Source organism: Pseudomonas fluvialis (assembly GCF_002835605.1).
Lineage (GTDB): Bacteria > Pseudomonadota > Gammaproteobacteria > Pseudomonadales > Pseudomonadaceae > Aquipseudomonas > Aquipseudomonas fluvialis.
Genome location: NZ_PIYS01000005.1, coordinates 241,993 through 262,271 on the forward strand (window position 1 = coordinate 241,993; position 20,279 = coordinate 262,271).

The window sequence follows — 20,279 nt, forward strand, 5'->3', positions numbered from 1 at the left end:
CATGCATACCTTTTTCCTCGCCCCCACCGGCTTCGGTGTCGGCCTGACCTCCATCAGCCTGGGCCTGGTTCGCGCCCTGGAACAGAACGGCCTGAAAGTCGGCTTCTACAAGCCGATTGCCCAACCCCACCCTGGCGATGCCGGGCCGGAGCGCTCCACCGAGCTGATCGCGCGCACCCACGGCCTGACCCCACCAGCCCCCCAGCCGTTGCCCAAGGTCGAGCACATGCTCGGCGAAGGCCACCTCGACGAGTTGCTCGAAGAAATCGTCAGCGGTTTCCAGCAGGCTGCCGCCGGCGCGGACGTGGTGGTGGTCGAAGGCATGGTGCCGACCCGGCATGCCAGTTACGCCGCTCGCCTGAACTTCCACCTGGCCAAGTGCCTGGATGCCGAAGTGATCCTGGTCAGCGCCCCGGAACAGGAAACCCTGCGCGAACTGTCCGACCGCATCGAGATCCAGGCCCAGCTGTTCGGTGGCCCCAAGGACCCGAAAATGCTTGGGGTGATCCTCAACAAGGTGCGCGAAGCCGATCTCGGCGAGCGCCTGCAGAGCCACTCGTCGCTGTTTCGCAACCAGCATTTCCGCCTGCTCGGCTGCATCCCCTGGCAGGAAGAACTGAATGCCCCGCGCGTGCGCGATGTCGCCGACCTGCTCGGCGCGCAGATCATCAGTGCCGGGGAAATAGAGCAGCGTCGGGTACAGAAAATCGTGCTCTGCGCACGCGCCGTGCCCAATACCGTGCAACTGCTCAAGCCCGGCGTGCTGGTCGTCACCCCCGGCGACCGCGACGACATCATCCTCGCCGCCAGCCTGGCCACCATGAGTGGCGTACCGCTGGCCGGCCTCCTGCTGTGCAGCGATTTCCCGCCCGACCCGCGTATCCTCGAATTGTGCCAGGGCGCGCTGAACGCCGGCCTGCCGGTACTTAGCGTGCAGACCGGCTCCTACGACACGGCCACCAACCTCAACCGGATGAACAAGGAAATCCCGGTGGATGACCGTGAGCGCGCCGAGAAGGTCACGGACTTCGTCGCCGAACACCTCGATCACGAGGCCTTGCGCACCCGTTGCGGCACCCTGCGCGAGCTGCGCCTGTCGCCACCCGCGTTTCGCTTCCAACTGGTGCAGCGCGCCCAGCAGGCCAACAAGCGCATCGTCCTGCCGGAAGGCAGCGAGCCACGTACCATCCAGGCCGCGGCCATCTGCCAGGCGCGCGGTATTGCCCGTTGCGTATTGCTGGCCAAACCCGAAGACGTGCATGCGGTGGCCCAGGCACAGGGCATCGAGTTGCCCGCCGGGCTGGAAATCCTCGACCCCGAGCAGATTCGCGAGCGCTACGTCGAGCCGATGGTCGAGCTGCGCAAGGGCAAGGGGCTGAACGCGCCCATGGCCGCCGCCCAACTGGAAGACAGCGTGGTACTGGGCACCATGATGCTCGCCCTGGATGAAGTCGACGGCCTGGTCTCCGGCGCCATCCACACCACCGCCAACACCATCCGCCCAGCCCTGCAACTGATCAAGACCGCCCCCGGCTACCGCCTGGTGTCCTCGGTGTTCTTCATGCTGCTGCCCGACGAAGTGGTGGTCTACGGCGATTGCGCGGTCAACCCGGACCCGAATGCCGAAGAGCTGGCGGAAATCGCCCTGCAGAGCGCCGCCTCGGCCGAAGCCTTCGGCATCCCCTCTCGGGTCGCGATGATCAGCTACTCCACCGGCGACTCAGGCAGCGGTGAAGAGGTCGAGAAGGTACGCAGCGCTACGCGCATCGCCCGCGAACGCAACCCGCAACTGCTCATCGATGGTCCGCTGCAGTACGACGCTGCGGCCATCGACAGCGTCGGCCGGCAAAAGGCGCCCAACAGCCCGGTCGCCGGTCGCGCCACGGTGTTCGTGTTCCCCGACCTGAACACCGGCAACACCACCTATAAGGCGGTGCAGCGCAGTGCCAACGTGATCAGCGTCGGCCCGATGCTGCAGGGCCTGCGCAAGCCGGTCAACGACCTGTCACGCGGTGCGCTGGTCGACGACATCGTCTTCACCATCGCCCTCACCGCCATCCAGGCCGCCAGCGACAAGGTGTAGCAACCGCCTCCCGCACCTGCCGCCCCGGCAGGTGCGGGAGCCCCCGACTAGCCACGCAGTGCCTGTGGCCTGTAGGGCTGCGGATCGATGATCGGCGTACGTTCCAGCAACAGATCGCAGAGCAACCGGCATGAGGCTGGCGCCAGCACTAGGCCATTACGGAAATGCCCGCAGTTGAGCCACAAGCCCGGCCACTCCGGCACCTCGCCAATGTATGGCACGCCATTCGGTGAACCCGGCCGCAATCCCGCCCAGTGCCCGACCCGCTCGGCATATGCCAGCTCCGGCAACAATGCCTGAGCAGAAGCTTCCAGGCTGTGCAGTGCCTCGTCGGTAGGGGTTTTGTCGTACCCCTGGTATTCCAGGGTGCTGCCGACCAGTACATGGCCATCGCGACGCGGAATCGCATAGCGTCCATCGGCAAGGACCATCGCCGGCAGAAAATCCTCAGCGCAGCGGTAGAGAATCATCTGTCCCTTGACCGGCTCGACCGGCAATTGCAGGCCCATATCACGCAGCAAGTCGCCACTCCAGGCGCCGGCAGCCACCACCACCTGATCCGCCCGATGCTCACCCTGCGTACTGCGCACCCCCACCACACGACCCTGCTCGGTCAGAAAACCCTGCACCGCACAGTGCTCCAGCAGGGTAACCGCCGGGCGCTGCGCCAGGCTGGCACGCAGCGCCTGCAACAAGCGCGGATTGCGGATATTCGCCACACCCGGCATGTACAAGGCCCGGCTAAAGCCGGCGCCCAGCGCTGGCAACACAGCACGCACCTGGCTGATCGGTAGCGCACGCAGCTCCCGCTGCTGCTCCTCTGCCCAAGCCAGCGCACGCTGTTCGTTGGGCAGGTCCAGCCAGTACAGCCCGGTCACGTGTAATTGCGGGTCGATGCCAGTCTCCTCAGCCAAGGACTGTGCCAACTGTGGGTAGAAGTCCTGAGACCAGTGCGCCAACGCCGATACCGCCGGGCTATAGCGCCAGGGATACAGCGGCGAGACGATCCCGCCACCCGCCCAAGACGCCTCACCACCACTACGCCCCTGCTCCAGCAACAGCACCTGCCGACCGGCATCCGCCAGCTGGCGCGCCATCAGCAGCCCGATAGCCCCAGCCCCCACCACAATCACCTTGCCCACAGCACCTCCCCGTCAACGCTTTACAGGCTCACGGCCTGGTCTATACCCAACGAGCGCGAACGGATTTCGCGCTCCCAGCCATTACACGGATGTCTTGCCATGCCCAACCATCGCCCCCGCGGGTTCACCCTGGTAGAACTGCTCACGACGCTCCTGCTGCTCAGCATCCTCGCCCACCTGGCCGTGCCTGCGCTGGCTCAGCTCAGACAAAACGCCCGTGATGAAGCCGCCACGGAAGAACTACTGACACTGCTCAACCATGCGCGCAGCCAGGCCGTACAACAACGCCGAAGCCTGCTGCTATGCCCCAGCAGCGATGGAAAAAACTGCCAAAGTGACTGGAACCTGCCCTGGCTACTACAAAGCCTTGAGCAACAGCCGCTGAGCTGGAGCGCACCTTATGCAGGGCAAAACCGCCTGCGCTGGGCTGGCTTCACCGGGCATATCCGTTTCCACAGCAACGGCACCAGCCCACTGAGCAATGGGCGCTTTTTCATTTGCGCCGACCGTCAAATCACCCAGCAACTGGTCATCAACCGGCAGGGCAGAATACGCCGAGCCAGCACCGAGGAAAACCGCCAGGAAAGCAGCCGCTGCCTCTAAAGCAGATCGCCACGACACCCGGCAAAGGTGCGACAGTGCACGCTTTATGGCACGTAGATGCCGGTTATCCTTGGCAAGCCACCGCACATCCTGAGCAGGCAGACAAACCTGCCCCCCGGCGGCCATGATTCACTCACAAGACCGATCGGAGCAGCGCATGTCTCGTCCATTCCACAGTCGCGGGTTCACCTTGGTGGAGCTGATGATTACCCTGGCCCTGCTGGCCATCATGGCCTTCATCGCCATACCCAGCTTCACCCAGCTGACCCGCAACAATCAGCTCCAGGCCAAGGCGGAAGAACTTAAAAGTTTTCTGGTCTTCGCACGCAGTGAAGCGGTTACCCAGCGCAGAGCCATTAAGATCGACGCACTGAACAGCGCACTCTGGAAAGTCTGCTACGCCAGCGCAGCCCCTGGCAGCGATAAGTGCCCGGACGACGCCAATACCCTGCGCAGTCTGGAAGTCGATAGCGGCACCGCAAAACTCGTCCTCACCAATGCCGGCGGAACCGCCATTAACCAACTGCTCTACCGCCCCAATGGCACTGCCAGCGTGGGCGCCCTGATTACCGTATGCCGCGACAAGGACGCCAGCACCGGCTACCTGACTAGCATCGCCGCAAACGGCAGCGCAGCGCTGTTCCCGCGCGGCAAGTCGGACAACAACGGCACCGCGCTGGCTAAATGTGAATAAGGAGATGCCCTTGAACAGGTCAAAAGGCTTCAGCCTCATTGAAGTACTGGTCACCCTGCTGCTCACCACGCTGGGTATCCTGGGCATGGTCGCCCTGCAGAGCCGCAGCATTCAGTACACGGCCGATGCAGCACAGCGTAATGCTGCCGCAGAACTCAGCGCGCAACTGGTCAACATCATGCGTAGCAACCCAGCGGAAATTTTTCAGGAAACCCCGCCGGCATTCCCCGCCTACAGCGGCATCAAGAACACCTCGATGTTCCTGAAAAAACGTGAAGCCAACTTCTCCCCGGCGCCAGCCACCCTGGCAAGCGGTACCTGCAACGCCCCGGACACGCCGCAGAAGCAACGTGATTGCTGGCTGAAAACCCTTGAGAGCAAGCTGCCCAATGCCGCCAATCTGCTCAAGGATGGTTTCTACATTTGCCAAAGTTCAGCCCCCAGCAACAGCAAAACGCCTACCTGCGACGGCAAGGGCTCGGTGATAGAAATCCAACTGGCCTGGGCCGCGAAAAAAGGCACCTGTCCAGATGATCGCGCACCTGACGACAGCACCTGCATCTACCGCACACGAGTCGAACTATGAACAGTACCGTTAAACAGCAACTCGGCTTATCCATGGTAGAACTGCTGATCGCCCTGGCCATCAGCAGCTTCCTGATCCTGGGCATCACGCAGATCTACATTGATAACAAGCGCAACTACCTGTTCCAGCAAACCCAAGCTGGCAACGTGGAAAATCAGCGCTTTCTCGACCTGCTGATGGATAACCTGTTAAGTAAAGCTGCTTATCGACGCGGGCCCAAACAAAAAACAGAAGAGATTTTCAACAATATTGCCGCGACCACCGACTGCCAAGCCTTTAAAAAAGGGCAAGCGATTACCCCGGCCAAAGGCGGTATTGGCGTTTGTATACGCTACTTCCCGTTGATCAGCGGCGAACTGGACTGCACCGGCAACCAGACCCCGACCTTTACCGACACCAATCCGTTCACACCCGCCTTTGAAAGCGGCGACCCTGTGCTCATGGTGGTGCGCTACAAAGCGGCAACTGACCTGAACGGCAGCCTGACCTGCAAAGTAGGCACCACGGAAGCCGAGCTACTGACCGGCATTGCAGACTTCCGCATGACCTTTGGCCTGTCCAGCACCCCGGATCGCAAAATCGATCGCATCGTGGCATTCAATAATTGGACAACCAGCAGCGGCAACATCATGCAAGTCAGCTATGCCGCACTCATGGCCAATGGCCAACAAGCACGCACTTCAAGTGAGTCCAAAGCCCTGACCGACTGGAACCTCAACGCCAGCACGGCCGAGAAAGAGCGCATCACTGCTGGAGATAAAGGCCAAGTCTTCCAGATTGCCAGCAACACCACAGCCTTGAGGAACCAAATGCCATGATCTCTTCAAAACCCCGTCAACAGGGTGCGGCGCTGCTGGTAGCACTGGTGCTGCTGGCCGTCATCACCGTACTCACCGTGACCAATATGCGCGAAGTCACTCTGGAAGGCCGCATGACAGCCAACCGGCTGGAAGCCCAGCAATTACTCAACGCCACCGACTCGGCGCTGCGCGAAGCTGAAAAGCGCTTTTACGGCCCCGGCAATGTGGCTGCCAAGCTGGAAGCGAGCACCGACAACTGCAAGAAAAGCAACACCTACCAACGCCTAACCAACAAGCCCTGCCTGCTCAGCGTGCCCAGCAGTCTTGTACGGGACTTTCTGCACAACCCCTTGAAACTCATTAAGGAAAACAGTGCTTTCAACAACTGGACTGGCGCTAAAACCGAAACGGCTAGCGATACGACATACACCCCATGGATGCCCTATCGCGGCACGGTTTCTGGACAAACCAGTTCATTGGAACATAAGGCTTACTGGAACTCGGTTTTAGTCGATAAAGACACAGTAGAATATAACGAAGCCATAGAAGGCAAAGGCACCTATTACTACCTGATCAACGCGCAGGCGGCTGACCGTTTCGCCGCACAGTCCACTATTGCCAATATTTCGCTTGGCCTGAATAACTAAGGGGAACCGACATGAACAGCAAAGCCCCAACTTTTCCACTAAAGACAATCACCAGCGCACTCTTTGCCAGCAGCTTTATATTTGCGGTTCTGGATGTGCAGGCAGCGGTATCGCAAAGCCCACTAAGCCTGACCGTAGGCGTACCGCCCAACCTAATCCTGACGCTGGATGACTCAGGCAGTATGCGCGAAGCATTTGTACCTGAATCCATCGACAACGAATCAGCCACCCGCCGGGCAAAATCAGCCATTTATAATGCACAATACTACGACCCTGCGATCACATATGTGATACCCAAGAAATATAACACCAGCGGCGAGGAGATCGGCTCTTATACAACATCATTCACGACCGCTTATTATAACGGCTATAAACCCGAATTAGGCAGCATTGATCTTAGCACCAACTATCGAGTATCGTGGTGGTATAAAACAACCGCAGCGCATGGCTCAGACTTTTCTGCAACAGACCCAGAGTATGGTTATGCGCAATTTGCACAAAATCCAGTTCAAGACTTCCCTCCGACCGTTTCGAACATTGTAGAAAGCTTTACCGATAGAACTGGTAGCTGCGAAAGATCAGGATATGTGAATATCACATGCGAATATTATCTCAACAGCCGGAATCGGACCAGGTTCAGAGGCACAGAATCCGAAATAATAGAGCAAACAAAAGCCGCCGTACCCGCATACTACTACCTGTACGACACCACATTAGTAAATTGCACTTCAGACAAGAAGGACGACAACTGCTATAAAAAAGTTGACGTCACCAGCGATACCGACAAACAAAACTTTGCCATCTGGTACTCCTTCTACAGAAACCGTGCCCTAGCTGCAACGACCGCGGCCAACCTGGCATTCACCCAGCTACCAAGTTCTGTACGATTCACCTGGCAAGGCCTAAACCAATGCAAAACACTTAACGGAACCAGCACCGGCTGTGGTGGCGATAACAAGTTCCGTCAATTTGACAACGCCCAAAGAGGACGCTTTTTAAATTGGCTGCACAATATAAATTTCTATAACGGCACACCATTGCGAGATGCACTGGGCCGCGCAGGCGAATTCTTAAAGACCGAAACTGCCTGGGAAAAATTTCCCAACGCTACCGGTAACACAACTACAAATAAATATGCTTGCCGCCCCAGCTATCACGTACTCATGACGGACGGGCTGTGGAATAACGAAAATGGCGCACCGACAGACCCTCTGCGCCCCGACCACTCCGCATTTAAACTACCAGACAATATTGATTATGATGGCACAAGAAGACCTTATGCAGACAGCAACACAGAAACGTTAGCCGATCTGGCAATGCATTACTGGGCAACAGATCTGAAAAAGGATCTTGCCAACAAGATCAAACCGTTCTACGTAGACAATAAAGGAACAGAGTCAGAGAAATACTGGAACGCTCGCAACAACCCCGCAACCTGGCAACACATGGTCAACTTTACTGTAGGCTTAGGATTGACAGCCTCACTTGATAAAGAAAACTTGGGCTGGGATAACAGGCAAGGCACTTTTAACAGCCCAGGCTACTTAAATATACTGAGCGGAACAGCCTCATGGCCTAAAGCCAGCAGCAATAGCAATAATAATGTGTACGACCTCTGGCACACCGCAATCAACTCACGCGGTGAATTCTTCAGTGCTGACTCGCCTGACACCATCGTTCAGGCGTTCACAGATATCATGTCGCGTATTGCCGAGCGCAAATCGGTTGCTGCCAAGCCGGCCATCAACTCGGGACAGGTGGTCGAGGATGTCACCGACGGGACCAAAGTAACCACCGTTTCTTACCAGACCTCCTACTCCAGCGAAGACAACTGGGCGGGTGATTTAACGCGCTCCGACAAAGAGCGCAAGTTCAACGCAGCCACTGGCACTTATGTTGATAGCTTCAGCCAAAAGTGGAGCGCCAAGGACAAGATGCCGGCACCCGTCGCACGCAATATTCGCATCAAAGGCTCTGGCACTAGCGGCTTACAAGCTTTCACCTGGAGCAATGCTGGCGACGCAGCTACAGTGGGCACGCTGGCCAATCTGTTGAGTCGTGACCCGGAAAAGGGCAACGCTGCAGACAGCCTCGGCGAAGCACGCCTTAATTATCTGCGCGGCGAACGCACTGGAGAGGGAACCACCTTCCGTACACGTTCTTCCGTACTGGGTGATCTCTACTCCTCCAGCCCGGCAGTCGTTTCCCGTGCTCGCTACTTGACCAGCTTTGCCAACCGACTGGAAGGCAACACAGCGTACACAACCTTTGCCGCAAGCATGAATAACCGCAAAACCATGGTCTATGTCGGCGGCAACGACGGCATGTTGCACGGTTTTAATGCAGCCACTGGCGTAGAGGAATTTGCCTTTATCCCCAGCGCTGTTTTTGACAAGCTCAATAAATACACTGGCAAAAACTACAGCCACGAGTTCTATGTGGATGGCTCACCAGTGGTAGCTGATGTGTATGACGGCACTAGCTGGCGCACCATTCTGGTCGGCACGCTACGCGCAGGTGGCAAGAGCGTTTTTGCCCTCGACATCACCACCCCCGGCAGTGAAAAACTGCTGTGGGAGTTTGATGACAGCAAGCTGACCGGCACTGATGCTGTGAAAATGGGCTATAGCTTCTCCAAGCCGACGGTTGCCCGCCTGGCCACCGGTAACTGGGCCGTCGTGTTCGGCAACGGCTACGAAGCAGCCAGTCACACTAATGGTAAAGCCGCCTTGTTTGTCTTGAATGCAGTCACCGGTGCCATGCTGACGGCAAATGACAAAGGCCTAGAAGTTGCAGGTACTGCAGGAGTAGCCAACGGCCTGTCGACGCCCAAGCTGTCAGACTATAACGCGGACGGGATTGCCGAATTCGCCTATGCCGGCGACTTGCAGGGCAACCTGTGGCGCTTTGACCTTAACCCCAGCAAATTTGCTGTTGCTTATGGCGATAAGCCCCTGTTCAGTACAGTGAGTTCCGACCCAAGCAAAAAGCCCCAACCCATTACCGCTGCGCCGTCACTGGTCGCTCACCCAAGCGGCATTGGTCACTTGGTCATTTTTGGTACAGGTAAATATTTCGAAGACACCGATAAGGACGGTGACAAGTCGATGGCGCAAACGGTGTATGGCATCTGGGACGCCAAAACCAAACCCACGGACACAACCTCGGCGATCAGCATTACTCGTAGCAACTTGGTAACACAAAGCATACTCACGGAAGGCACTGCTGTAGACTCTCAAAACCAAAGTAGTGCAGCGCGGACCATCACCGATAACGAAATCACTTGGTTTAGCCGTGATGCCAACGGTGTAAGTACTATTAACAAATATGGCTGGACGCTGGATCTAAAAGTTGGTAGCACGCTGGATGGCGAAATGGTTATCGAAGACATGGCCAAACTGGGCAGTACCGTGTTCTTCCAGTCTCTTGTACCTAACAATGACCCCTGCGCCGATGGTGCCAGCAACTGGACCTATGCGATCAATCCGGTAACCGGAGGGAAAACTTCACATCACGCCTTTGATCTACGCTTCACTGCGGCAGACAAAACAAACGACGTCATTTCTGGGCGTAAGCAGGACGGTGAAGGCGGCATTACCATTTCGCAAAAGCCGGACGGTAGTTTTCTTCTGTGCACAGGCAAAGAGTGCCTTCCTGTCCCAACACCGCCAGACAGTCATGGACGCCAAACCTGGCGCTCCATTGAGGAGCAGTAAGTGAGCAGACATGCGAAGCAACAGGGCTTTACCCTGATTGAACTGATGATCACGGTTGCCATCATCGCCATCCTGGCGGCGGTGGCTTACCCGAGTTACAGCGAGTACGTGAAACGGGGCAACCGCAGTGAAGGGCAGGCCTTGCTCAACGACACGGCGGCCTTGCAGGAACGTTACTATGCACAAAACTTTGTTTATGTAACGGCCACCGCCGACATCGCCACCAAGCTCAAGGGCAAAACCAGCTCCCCCACTGGCAAGTACAACCTGACGCTGGGTGCAGGTGCTGCCACTGACGGAGGCTATTTGCTGACAGCTACCCAGCAATTCAGTGATACCGACTGTGGCAACCTGACGCTCAATGCCCTGGGTGTTCGTAACCGAACTGGCACCAAGAAAACCGCTGCCGAATGCTGGCGATAAGCTGCACCGCGTAATGCAAAAGGCCCAATCCTCGGATTGGGCCTTTTTGTATACATCAGGCTCGGCTACAGCTGCTTGACACGCAATTCCTTGGGCATCGAGAAGGTGACATGCTCCGGGCGTCCTTCGACCTCCAGTGCTTCGCCAAGCCCCCAGGACTGCAGGCGCTGGATAACGCCCTGCACCAGCACCTCGGGCGCCGAGGCACCGGCGGTAATGCCGATACGCTGCAGGCCGGCAAACCACTCCTCGCGCAGGTCATCAGCGCCGTCGATCAGATAAGCCGGAGTATCCAGGCGCTCTGCCAGCTCGCGCAGGCGATTGGAGTTGGAGCTATTCGGGCTGCCGACTACCAGCACCACATCGCATTCGGCAGCCAGCTGCTTCACGGCATCCTGGCGGTTCTGTGTGGCGTAGCAGATGTCATCCTTGCGCGGCCCGCCGATAGCCGGGAAGCGTGCACGCAGCGCATCGATGACCCGGCTGGTATCGTCCATGGACAAGGTGGTCTGGGTAACAAAGGCCAGGCGCTGCGGATCACGCACCTGCAAGCGCTGCACATCCAGCTCATCTTCCACCAGGTAGATGGCACCACCCTGGCTGCTGTCATACTGCCCCATGGTGCCTTCCACCTCGGGATGCCCGGCATGGCCGATGAGAATGCACTCACGGCCTTCGCGGCTGTAGCGCACCACCTCCATGTGCACCTTGGTCACCAGCGGGCAGGTGGCATCGAACACCTTCAGGCCACGTCGCTCGGCTTCCTGGCGTACCGCCTGGGAAACCCCATGGGCACTGAAGATGACAATCACCTGATCCGGCACCTGATCCAGCTCTTCCACGAACACTGCGCCACGTGCACGCAGGTCTTCGACCACGAACTTGTTATGCACCACTTCGTGACGCACATAAATGGGTGGCCCGAATACTTCCAGTGCGCGGTTGACGATCTCGATGGCGCGATCGACGCCGGCACAGAAGCCACGCGGGTTGGCGAGTTTGATCTGCATGCAGGTGATCTCGATAAGGGATAGGTGAGTCGAGCAAGGCGCGGCGCGACAGCACAGGCCGCGCGTCAGGCGTTCAGAGCCCTTTGACCTCGATGATCTCTACCTCGAAGGTCAGCGGCTTGCCGGCCAGCGGATGGTTGAAGTCAATACTGACCTGCTGCTCGTCGAACGCCTTGACCACCCCCGGCAGCTCGCCCTTGGCGGCATCCTGGAAGATGATCAGCAGACCTTCGCTCAGCGGCATGTCGGTGAACTGGCTGCGCGGCATGACCTGTACATTCTGTGGATTAGGCTGGCCAAAGCCCTGCTCCGGACTGATTGGCAGGCTGCGTTTGTCGCCGGCCTTGAGACCGAACAGTGCCTGCTCGAAGCCAGGCAACAGGTTGCCATCGCCCACGCAGAAAGTGGCCGGGGCCTTGCCCTCGGTGCTGTCTACCAGATCGCCGTTCTCCAGACGAATGGCGAAGTGCAGGGTAACCTGGGTCTGCGACCCGATACGTTGCTCAGTCATCTTTGGTGGCTCCGCTCGGCTGTGCCTTGAACATGTCCAGGGCCAGAAGAATGGCCCCCAGGGTAATGGCGCTGTCGGCCAGGTTGAACGCCGGGAAGTACCAGCGCTGTTGCCAGTGCACCAGGATGAAGTCGATCACATGGCCATAGACCACGCGATCGAACAGGTTACCCAGCGCCCCGCCCAGCACCAGCGCCAGGCCCAGGGCCAGCCAGTGTTCATGAGCCTGCAGACGCTTGAGCCAGACCACCAGCACAGCACTGACCACGAGGGCGATCAGCGCGAAAAACCAGCGTTGCCAGCCTCCCGCATCAGCCAGGAAGCTGAAAGCCGCGCCCGTGTTATAGGCCAGCGTCCAGCTGAAGTAATCCGGGATGACCACGATCTGCTGGTACAGCTGCAGGCTGTTTTCAAAGTACAACTTGCTCCACTGGTCGAGCAGAAAAATCAGCACACTCAATGCCAACCAGGGCAGCTTGCCAAAACGGCTCATGCGCCAACTCCCCCGTCAGGCGTGCCGGCGAACTTCGCCGGCACCGTCGATGTTGTCGACACAGCGTCCACACAACTCGGGATGCTCCGCATGGCTGCCCACATCGGCACGCAGGTGCCAGCAGCGTGCACACTTGGCGTGTTGCGACTTGACGATCTTCAGGCGCAAACCTTCAACCTCGCTAACTACCGCATCGGCAGGTGCCTGCTCCAGCGGCGCCACACAGGCTGCCGAAGTGATCAGCGCAAAACGCAGCTCATCGCCCAGCTTGGCCAACTCGCCCGCCAGTGCGGCATCGGCATACAGGGTCACCTCGGCCTGCAGGCTTCCCCCCAGGGTCTTGTTCGCCCGCAGGTTTTCCAGCTCCTTGTTGACCGCACCCTTCACAGCCATCAGCCGCTCCCAGTAGGCCTGATCCAGAGCAATGCCCTGCGGCAGGCGTACCAGCCCCTGGTACCAGGTGTTAAGCATTACCGACTCGTTGCGCTCACCCGGCAGGAACTGCCAGATCTCGTCGGCGGTAAAGGCCAGCACCGGAGCGATCCAGCGCACCAGCGCTTCGGCAATGTGATACAGCGCGCTCTGGCAGGAGCGACGCGCCACACTGTCGGCCGGCGTGGTGTACTGGCGGTCCTTGATGATATCCAGGTAGAAGCCGCCCAGCTCCTGCACGCAGAAGTTGTGTACCTTGTGGTAGACGTTCCAGAAGCGGTACTGCTCGTACGCCTCGATGATCTCGTCCTGCAGGCGCGCCGCGGCGTCCAGCGCCCAGCGATCAAGGTCAAGCATCTGTTCGGCCGGCAGCAGGTCGCGCGCCGGGTCGAAGCCATTGAGGTTGGAGAGCAAAAAGCGCGTGGTATTGCGGATGCGCCGGTAGGCATCGGCACTGCGGGTGAGGATGGTCTTGGACACCGCCATCTCCCCGGAATAGTCGCTCGAAGCCACCCACAGGCGCAGGATGTCGGCGCCCAGGCTGTCATTGACCTCCTGCGGGGCGATCACGTTGCCCAGCGACTTGGACATCTTGCGGCCGTTCTCGTCGACCACAAAACCGTGAGTCAGCAGGCCACGATAGGGTGCGTGGCCGTCGATGGCGCAGCCGGTCAGCAGCGAGGAGTGGAACCAGCCGCGGTGCTGGTCGGAGCCTTCCAGGTAAAGATCGGCACGCGGCCCCTGGTCGTGGCCCATAGGGTGCGAACCGCGCATCACGTGCCAGTGGGTGGTGCCGGAGTCGAACCAGACGTCCAGGGTGTCGCTGATCTTCTCGTACTGCGCCGCTTCCTCGCCGAGCAGTTCGGCCGCATCCAGCTTCGACCAGGCTTCGATACCACCCTGCTCGACGCGCTGTGCCACCGCCTCCATCAACTCGACGGTACGCGGATGCAGCTCGGCGCTTTCCTTGTGCAGGAAGAACGGGATAGGCACGCCCCAGGTGCGCTGACGCGAGATGCACCAGTCCGGGCGTCCGGCGATCATGCCGTGCAGACGCGCCTGACCCCAGGCCGGGACGAACGCGGTGTCTTCCACCGCCTTGAGCGCACGGGCACGCAGGGTGCTGCCGTCGTGGGCAACCTTGTCCATGCCGACGAACCACTGCGCAGTGGCGCGGTAGATCAGCGGCGTCTTGTGCCGCCAGCAGTGCATGTAGCTGTGCTGGATCGGTTCATGCCTGAGCAGGGCGCCGACTTCGCGCAGTTTCTCGACGATCGCCGGGTTGGCCTTCCAGATGAACTGGCCGCCGAAGAACGGCAGGTCGGCCACATATACGCCATTGCTCTGCACCGGGCTGAGGATGTCGTCATTCTGCATGCCGTAGTGCTTGCAGGAACGGAAGTCGTCCTCGCCATAGGCCGGCGCCGAGTGAACGATGCCGGTGCCCGAGCCGGTCTCGACGTAGTCGGCCAGGTATACCGGCGAGAAGCGCTCGTAGAACGGATGACGGAAGCGGATCAGCTCCAGCGCACGGCCTTCGCAACGCGCGATGATTTCGCCGGACAGGCCGTAGCGTGCCAGGCAGGACTCGACCAGCTCCTCGGCCAGCACCAGCAGCCGCTCGCCGGTATCCACCAGCGCGTAGATGAATTCGGGATGGACATTGAGCGCCTGGTTGGCCGGGATGGTCCAGGGCGTGGTGGTCCAGATGACGATGCTGGCCGGTTTGACCAAGCTGGACAGACCGAAGGCCGCGGCCAGCTTGTCGGCATCCTCGACGACGAAGGCGACGTCGATGGCATCGGACTTCTTGTCCTGGTATTCGACCTCGGCTTCAGCCAGCGCCGAGCCGCAGTCGAAGCACCAGTTCACCGGTTTCAGCCCCTTGAAGACGAAGCCAGCCTCGACCATCTTGGCCAGCGCGCGGATCTCGCCGGCCTCGTTGGCGTACTCCATGGTCTTGTAGGGGTTGTCCCACTCGCCCAGCACGCCGAGACGGATAAAGTCGGCCATCTGCCCCTTGACCTGCTCGCCGGCGTACTCGCGGCAACGTTCGCGGGTCTTGTCGGCCGGCTGGTTCTTACCGTGGCTGACCTCGACCTTGTGCTCGATCGGCAGACCGTGACAGTCCCAGCCCGGCACGTAGGGGGCATCGAAACCGGACAGGGTCTTGGAACGGATGATCATGTCCTTGATCACCTTGTTCACCGCGTGGCCGATATGAATGCTGCCGTTGGCGTAGGGCGGGCCGTCATGCAGGATGAACTTCGGGCGCCCCTCGCCGATCTGCCGCAGCTTGCGGTACAGGCCAATGCTGTCCCAGCGCGCCAGCATCTCCGGCTCGCGTTGTGGCAGGCCGGCCTTCATCGGGAATGCCGTTTCCGGCAGGTTGAGGGTCGCTTTGTAGTCGGTCATCGTCAGTCAGGCTCGTTATTGAAGCGGTTGACCGAGCCAGTAGGCCCGGGCGGCAGCGATATCCGCATCGATCGCCGTTTTCAGTGCCTCCAGCGAGGCAAAGCGCTGCTCATCGCGCAGCTTGCGGTGGAAGATCACTTCCAGGCGGCGACCATACAGGTCGCCATTGAAATCCAGCAGGTGCACTTCCAGATGGGCAAAGCCATCGCTTTGCACTGAAGGCCGCACACCAATATTGGCCACTCCAGGCAACAGGCGCCCATCCAGGCGCACGCTGACCAGGTATACCCCGCTCAGCGGTACACGCTTGCGCTTGAGCTGCACATTGGCGGTGGGCGCATTGAGTTGGCGGCCCAGTTTCTGGCCATGCAACACCCGCCCGGCAATCGCATAGGGACGCCCAAGCAGACGCTCTGCCAAAGCAAAGTCCGCTACGGCCAGCGCCTCGCGCACGCCGGTACTACTCACTCGCAGTCCCTGCTGAGCTACCGTGGCGGCGGCTTCGACGGTAAAGCCGTGCTGCTGCCCGGCCTGCTCCAGGAAGGCGAAATCCCCGGCGCGATCGCAACCGAAGCGGAAATCGTCACCAATTTCCAGGTGACGCACCCCCAGCCCATCGAGCAGTACCTGCTGAACGAACTGCGCGGCACTCAGTTCGCGCAGGCGGCGGTTGAAAGCCAGGCACAGCACCCGTTCCACACCCTGCGCAGCCAGCAGCTGCAGCTTGTCACGCAGACGCGACAAGCGCACCGGCGCGCTGTCCGGCGCGAAGAACTCACGCGGCTGCGGCTCGAAGATCACCACGCAGGCCGGTACGCCAAGGGCCGCAGCACGCTCGCGCAAGCGCGCCAGAATCGCCTGATGACCGCAATGCACCCCATCGAAGTTACCGATGGTGGCAACGCAGCCGCGATGTTCCGCGCGCAGATTGTGGAGACCCCGAACCAGTTGCATAGCCCGCTACTTGTCGAAAAAGTGGTCGATTATAGACACTCCAGCCCCCCGCGGTAAGCCCGCGCAAGGCTGCTCAATGACGCAAATGGCGTGGGCGCAGCCCGGCCAGGCCGAGCCCCAGCAAATAGGCCAGCAAGCCAGCCACCACCAGCAGGCTCAACTCGCCGATGCGCCGCCATTCGCCCCAGACGAACCATTGCCCGGCATCGCCCGCGAGCAGCCAGAGCACCAGACACATCAGTGCACAGGCCGCCAGCAGGCGCATGGCAAACGCCAGCCAGCCGGCCTGCGGGCGATAGATGCCGGCCTTGTACAGCCCCCAGAACAACAGGCTGGTGTTGAGCATGGCGGACAACGAGGTCGCCAGGGCCAGGCCAACATGCTGCAATGGCCAGATCAGCAGCAGATTGAACAGCATATTGGCGATCATGCTGATCACCGCGATGCGCACCGGGGTCTTCATGTCCTGGCGGGCAAAGTAGCCCGGCGCCAAGACCTTGATCAGCATGAAGGTGAGCACCCCCAGTGAGTAAGCCTGCAAGGCCGCCGCCGACTGCACCACGGCCTCGCTGGTCATCGCGCCACGCAGGAACAGCGTGGCGATCAGCGGCTCGGCCAGCAGCGCCAGGGCCAGGGCGGCCGGCACACCCACCAGCAACACCATACGCAGTGCCCAGTCGAGGGTGGCGGAAAAAGCCTTGGGGTCCTGCGCCGCATGCTGGCGCGACAGGCTGGGCAGGATCACCGTACCGATGGCAATCCCGAAGGCCCCCAGCGGCAGCTCGGTCAGGCGATCCGCGTAATACAGCCAGGACACGCTGCCGGTGGCCAGGAACGAAGCCAGCACCGTATCCAGCAGCAGATTGATCTGACTGACCGAGACGCCGAACAGCGCCGGCAGCATCAGCAGCATGATCCGCTTGACGCCCGGGTCACCCGGCACCAGCCGCGGCACGGGCAGCAGCTGCATGCGTGCGAGAAAAGGCAACTGGAACAGCAACTGCGCCACCCCCGCGATGAACACCCCCCATGCCAGAGCCATCACCGGCTCAGCGAAGAATGGCGTAAGGAACAGCGTGGCGCCGATCAGGCTGAGATTGAGCAGCACCGGGGTAAAGGAAGGCACAGCAAAGCGACCGAAGCTGTTGAGAATGCTGCCACAGAAGGCCGTGAGCGAAATCAGCAGCAGGTAGGGAAAGGTGATGGCCAGCAGCTCGCCTGCCAACTGCAGCTTGCTCGGCTCGCCACGAAAACCCGGTGCGAACAGCATGATCAGGTAGGGCGAGGCCACCACGCACAACGCGGTCAGGGCCGTCAGCACCAGGCCAAGCATACCGGCGGTGCGGTCGATCAGCTGCTTGACCTGCGCCGGGCTGTACTTTTCGCGATATTCCGACAAGACCGGCACGAAAGCCTGGGCAAAAGCGCCCTCGGCGAACAGACGGCGCAGGAAATTGGGAATCTTGAACGCTACGAAGAAGGCATCGGCCGCGGCACCGGAACCGAAGTAGGCAGCCACCACGACATCGCGTACCATGCCCAGCACCCGCGACAGCAGGGTCATCAGGCTGACTACCGCACTGGAACGCAACAAACCGCCTGAACCGGATTTCTCGGACATCGACCACCTCGCCTGCAAGGTCGCCGAGTGTACCGACAGCCGGGCAGCACAGCCAGCCCGCCACCCCGCTAGCGGGGTTGACAAGCCGGGTTAAGATCCGCATGATTCGCGGCCTTATTTGTTTGTAACCCCCCTGTTTTTTTTCGAGGAGCTTGACGGTGGCCAACTCACCTTCTGCCAAAAAACGCGCCAAACAGGCTGAGAAGCGTCGTAGCCATAACGCCAGCCTGCGCTCCATGGTCCGTACCTACATCAAGAACGTGGTCAAGGCCCTGGATGCCAAAGACCTCGCCAAGGCTCAGACTGCCTACACTGCAGCTGTTCCGGTGATCGACCGCATGGCCGACAAAGGTATCATCCACAAGAACAAGGCCGCTCGTCACAAGAGCCGCCTGAACGCGCACATCAAGGCTCTCAGCCAAGCTGCTGCCTAAGCGTTCGTTCTTGTCATAAAAAAACCGGCCCAGCGCCGGTTTTTTTATGCCTGCCGACTCAACGCCCCGCTGGCCAGGGCATCAGCGGAATGGCGGTAATGCTGTTTTGCGGGCTGCCCTCGATGACCCGGTCGCTGTAGGCCAGGTACACCAGCGTGTTGCGCTTGCGGTCATGGAAGCGCACGACCTGCAGGGTCTTGAAGACCAGCGAGGTGCGTTCCTTGAAGACTTCCTCACCCTCCTCCAGCGGCGCCAGGAACTCGATAGGCCCCACCTGACGACAGGCCAGCGAAGCCTCCGAACGATCCTCGGCCAGCCCCAGGCCGCCCTTGACGCCGCCGGTCTTGGCCCGCGACAGGTAGCAGGTCACCCCGGCCACCTTGGGGTCGTCGAACGCCTCTACCACCACCTTGTCGTTCGGCCCCAACCATTTGAAGACCGTCGACACCTCGCCAATCGACTCGGCCTGCACGCTGCCACACAGACCGAACAGCAAGCCACCCAGCAGAATGCTACGCCGCATGACGACTCCTCAGACCAGGATAAGGTTATCGCGGTGCAACAGCTCCGGTTCATCGACATAGCCCAGCAGGCGCTCGATGGCATCCGAAGGCTGCCCCATGATCTTCTGTGCCTCCAGGGCACTGTAATTAACCAGCCCGCGCGCCACCTCACGACCATCCGGCGCCAGGCACACCACCATCTCGCCACGCCGGAAACTGCCCTGCACGCCGCGCACGCCCACCGGCAGCAAGCTCTTGCGGCCCTCGCACAGCGCCTTGACCGCTCCCTCATCGAGCTGCAGCGCACCACGCGTCTGCAGATGGCCGGCCAGCCACTGCTTGCGTGCCGCCAGCAAGCCACGCTCGGGGGCCAATAACGTGCCCAGGCGCTCGCCCGCCTTGAGGCGATCCAGCACCCGCTCGATACGCCCACCGACAATCACCGTATAGGCCCCCGAACGGGCCGCCAGACGCGCCGCACGCAACTTGGTCTGCATGCCGCCACGCCCCAGCGCACCACCGGTGCCACCAGCCACCGCATCCAGCGAAGGATCGTCGGCACGCGCCTCGAAAATCAGCTGTGCATCGGGGTTATGCCGCGGATCGGCATCGAACATGCCATCGCGGTCGGTGAGGATCACCAGCAGGTCAGCCTCCACCAAGTTGGCTACCAAGGCCGCCAGGGTATCGTTGTCACCGAAGCGAATCTCGTCGGTGACCACCGTGTCGTTTTCATTGATCACCGGCACCACGCCCAGCTCAACCAGGGTGCGCAGGGTGCTGCGCGCATTCAGGTAGCGCTTGCGATCGGAGAGGTCATCATGGGTCAGCAGTACTTGCGCGGTCTGCCGGCCGCGCTCGGCAAAGCTCGACTCCCAGGCCTGCACCAAGCCCATCTGGCCGACCGCTGCCGCCGCCTGCAGCTCATGGATGGCACTGGGCCGCGCCGCCCAGCCCAGGCGACTCATGCCTGCCGCCACCGCACCGGAAGACACCAGCACCAGCTCTACGCCAGCTTCGCGCAGCGCCACCATCTGCTCCACCCATACCGCCATGGCGGCACGATCCAGCCCTTTGCCATCGGCAGTCAGCAAGGCACTGCCGATCTTCACCACCCAGCGCTGCGCGCCAGTCACCTTGTCTCGCATCTCATCCAACCCCAGCCAGATAGCACAACGCCGCTGGAGACAGCGGCGCCGAACAAAACATCGC

Annotated in this window: 18 protein-coding genes; 9 read left to right on the forward strand and 9 right to left on the reverse strand. The window is 60.4% G+C overall.

Translation table 11 applies throughout. The annotated features are described in order from the left end of the window. The first annotated feature begins 1 nt into the window (after position 1). A complete protein-coding gene (gene pta, locus CW360_RS05050) occupies positions 2-2,083 on the forward strand; it encodes a phosphate acetyltransferase (RefSeq protein WP_101192952.1) in 2,082 nt (693 codons plus the stop codon). 47 nt (positions 2,084-2,130) lie between these two features. Here pta and thiO read toward each other — a convergent pair whose 3' ends face one another. After that, positions 2,131-3,225: a glycine oxidase ThiO gene (gene thiO / locus CW360_RS05055; protein WP_101192953.1), complete on the reverse strand. Its 1,095-nt coding sequence runs from the start codon at positions 3,223-3,225 to the stop codon at positions 2,131-2,133. Between the two features lie 99 nt (positions 3,226-3,324). On the opposite strand from thiO, the gene CW360_RS05060 reads away from it, so the two are divergent. From CW360_RS05060 to CW360_RS05090, 7 genes are all read left to right on the forward strand, one after another. Continuing rightward, positions 3,325-3,828 carry a GspH/FimT family protein gene (locus tag CW360_RS05060; protein ID WP_101193003.1) on the forward strand — a complete coding sequence of 168 codons (504 nt, stop codon included), beginning with the start codon at positions 3,325-3,327 and terminating at the stop codon, positions 3,826-3,828. 157 nt (positions 3,829-3,985) lie between these two features. Then, positions 3,986-4,522, forward strand: coding sequence for a GspH/FimT family pseudopilin (locus CW360_RS05065; RefSeq protein WP_101192954.1), 537 nt, complete (start codon positions 3,986-3,988; stop codon positions 4,520-4,522). Positions 4,523-4,526: 4 nt separating this feature from the next. Next, positions 4,527-5,108 (forward strand): type IV pilus modification protein PilV, encoded by a 582-nt coding sequence (pilV, locus tag CW360_RS05070; protein ID WP_342749377.1) that lies wholly within the window; start codon positions 4,527-4,529, stop codon positions 5,106-5,108. Then, on the forward strand, positions 5,105-5,926 hold the full coding sequence (locus CW360_RS05075) for a PilW family protein (RefSeq protein WP_101192956.1): 822 nt from the start codon (positions 5,105-5,107) through the stop codon (positions 5,924-5,926). The genes pilV and CW360_RS05075 overlap by 4 nt, the downstream gene beginning before the upstream one ends. Further along, positions 5,923-6,555 carry a PilX N-terminal domain-containing pilus assembly protein gene (locus CW360_RS05080; RefSeq protein WP_101192957.1) on the forward strand — a complete coding sequence of 211 codons (633 nt, stop codon included), beginning with the start codon at positions 5,923-5,925 and terminating at the stop codon, positions 6,553-6,555. Before CW360_RS05075 ends, CW360_RS05080 begins: the two co-directional genes overlap by 4 nt. Positions 6,556-6,566: 11 nt before the next feature. Then, entirely contained in the window at positions 6,567-10,271 is a 3,705-nt protein-coding gene (locus tag CW360_RS05085; protein WP_245874670.1) for a pilus assembly protein, read from the forward strand. Next, positions 10,272-10,694: a type IV pilin protein gene (locus CW360_RS05090; protein ID WP_101192958.1), complete on the forward strand. Its 423-nt coding sequence runs from the start codon at positions 10,272-10,274 to the stop codon at positions 10,692-10,694. It begins immediately after the preceding gene. Positions 10,695-10,759: 65 nt separating this feature from the next. Here the strand turns inward: CW360_RS05090 and ispH are convergent, their stop codons facing one another. From ispH to murJ, 6 genes are all read right to left on the reverse strand, one after another. Further along, on the reverse strand, positions 10,760-11,704 hold the full coding sequence (gene ispH / locus CW360_RS05095; protein WP_101192959.1) for a 4-hydroxy-3-methylbut-2-enyl diphosphate reductase: 945 nt from the start codon (positions 11,702-11,704) through the stop codon (positions 10,760-10,762). Between the two features lie 73 nt (positions 11,705-11,777). Beyond that, positions 11,778-12,215, reverse strand: coding sequence for an FKBP-type peptidyl-prolyl cis-trans isomerase (locus CW360_RS05100; RefSeq protein WP_093985118.1), 438 nt, complete (start codon positions 12,213-12,215; stop codon positions 11,778-11,780). After that, positions 12,208-12,708 (reverse strand): signal peptidase II, encoded by a 501-nt coding sequence (gene lspA / locus CW360_RS05105; RefSeq protein ID WP_101192960.1) that lies wholly within the window; start codon positions 12,706-12,708, stop codon positions 12,208-12,210. The genes CW360_RS05100 and lspA overlap by 8 nt, the downstream gene beginning before the upstream one ends. Positions 12,709-12,723: 15 nt before the next feature. Next, positions 12,724-15,555 carry an isoleucine--tRNA ligase gene (gene ileS / locus CW360_RS05110; RefSeq protein ID WP_101192961.1) on the reverse strand — a complete coding sequence of 944 codons (2,832 nt, stop codon included), beginning with the start codon at positions 15,553-15,555 and terminating at the stop codon, positions 12,724-12,726. A gap of 15 nt (positions 15,556-15,570) precedes the next feature. Then, a complete protein-coding gene (ribF, locus tag CW360_RS05115; protein ID WP_093985121.1) occupies positions 15,571-16,509 on the reverse strand; it encodes a bifunctional riboflavin kinase/FAD synthetase in 939 nt (312 codons plus the stop codon). A 73-nt stretch (positions 16,510-16,582) separates the two neighbouring features. Next, positions 16,583-18,130, reverse strand: a complete 1,548-nt coding sequence (gene murJ, locus CW360_RS05120) for a murein biosynthesis integral membrane protein MurJ (RefSeq protein ID WP_101192962.1) — start codon at positions 18,128-18,130, stop codon at positions 16,583-16,585. A 158-nt stretch (positions 18,131-18,288) separates the two neighbouring features. Between murJ and rpsT the strand changes: the two genes are divergently transcribed. Further along, complete coding sequence (gene rpsT / locus CW360_RS05125) at positions 18,289-18,564, forward strand: 30S ribosomal protein S20 (RefSeq protein WP_093985123.1); 276 nt, start codon at positions 18,289-18,291, stop codon at positions 18,562-18,564. Positions 18,565-18,622: 58 nt separating this feature from the next. Here the strand turns inward: rpsT and CW360_RS05130 are convergent, their stop codons facing one another. Together CW360_RS05130 and proB are read right to left on the reverse strand one after the other, a co-directional pair. Continuing rightward, positions 18,623-19,087: a CreA family protein gene (locus CW360_RS05130; protein ID WP_101192963.1), complete on the reverse strand. Its 465-nt coding sequence runs from the start codon at positions 19,085-19,087 to the stop codon at positions 18,623-18,625. 9 nt (positions 19,088-19,096) lie between these two features. After that, positions 19,097-20,215, reverse strand: a complete 1,119-nt coding sequence (proB, locus tag CW360_RS05135) for a glutamate 5-kinase (RefSeq protein ID WP_093985125.1) — start codon at positions 20,213-20,215, stop codon at positions 19,097-19,099. Between the last annotated feature and the right edge of the window lie 64 nt (positions 20,216-20,279).